Source organism: Streptomyces albidochromogenes, assembly GCF_005981925.1.
Taxonomy (GTDB): domain Bacteria; phylum Actinomycetota; class Actinomycetes; order Streptomycetales; family Streptomycetaceae; genus Streptomyces; species Streptomyces albidochromogenes.
In genome coordinates, this window is record NZ_VBVX01000629.1 from 1 (window position 1) to 1,237 (window position 1,237).

Below are 1,237 nucleotides of genomic sequence, written 5' to 3' on the forward strand. Positions count from 1 at the left end.
GGCAAGGAAGGCACAGTGAGTTACTCGGAAGACGAGCCGGGGCTCAAGTGGCGGAACGGCGGAAGCTCGTGACACCGGCTGCTCTGCGCGGCCGCTCCACCGGATCTGGTCTGGGCCGTGCCACGTGCCGGTGGTCTCCGCACGCCGGCCGGGCGGCGGGTCCTGCTGTGGGCACGGCCTGGACCATCGTGGCAGAAGTGGTTCGCCCGGTGCGGGCGGGAGGCGTACGCGCCGGGGTCCGCCGGGCGGCGATCCCGTGTCCCGCATGGGATCCGGTACTTCTGGTGGGCTTGCTCACAGGCCCCCTGCGCCCCCTGCGCCGCGCCGGTCCCGCGGCCCGGAGACGTGAGCGCGACCACAGCCGGCGGCGGGGGAGGCGGCGTAGTCCGGCGTGCCGGGGGCGTCCCGTGGGGTCACAGTGGGAGACGCGGCGGTTGCGCGGCGCACACCCCTTCCGCCCGGCACGGCGGAAGACGACGGAAGGCAGCACGATGGACAGCGCGGTACGGGTCGATCTTCACGGCAGGCAGGCGCTGGTCACCGGTGGCGCCCGGGGCCTGGGCGCCTCGATCGCGCGGAGGCTGGCCGGGGCGGGGGCGTCCGTACTGGTGGCCGACGTGCGCAAGGACCTGGCGCGGGACCTGTGCAACGAACTCGGCGCGACGGGGCCCGGCGACGCCCGGTTCGTGGAGATGGACGTGCGCGACGCCACCGCCGTCGCCGAGGTCTTCACGGATCTGGAGGCCGAGGGGCAGGCAGTGGACATCCTGGTCAACAACGCGGCCGTCGACGTGTCCAAGCCCATCGAGCATCTGACGGCGGACGAGGTGACGCGGGTCGTCACGACCAACCTGCTGGGACCGATGTACCTGTGCCTGGAGACCTACCGCCGCATGATCGCCCGCGGCGGCGGCCACATCGTCAACATCCTCTCCACGGCGGCGAACCGCACCTGGACCGAGGCCGGACCGTACGCGGCGGGCAAGTCCGGGCTGCGGGCGTTCACCCACACGCTGTTCCAGGAGGCGCAGCGGGACTGCCCCGGGATCGGCGTCACCGGCATCATCGCGGGCGGCATGGAGACACCGTTCATCATGGAGCGCTTCCCGGACGCCGACACCTCCATGCTGCAGAGCCCCGACATCGTGGCCGACACGGTGCTGTACGCCCTGTCCGTCCCGGCCGGCAGCGCGGTGTCCGAACTGGTCGTCGTACCGCGCAGGGAACCGTCCTGGCC

At 72.7% G+C, this 1,237-nt stretch carries 1 protein-coding gene; it reads left to right on the forward strand.

Going from position 1 to position 1,237, the window contains the following annotated elements; translation table 11 throughout:
* Nucleotides 1-491: 491 nt before the first annotated feature.
* Nucleotides 492-1,237: SDR family oxidoreductase (locus E2E34_RS34420; protein WP_138905731.1), on the forward strand; the 746-nt coding region annotated here is incomplete at its 3' end.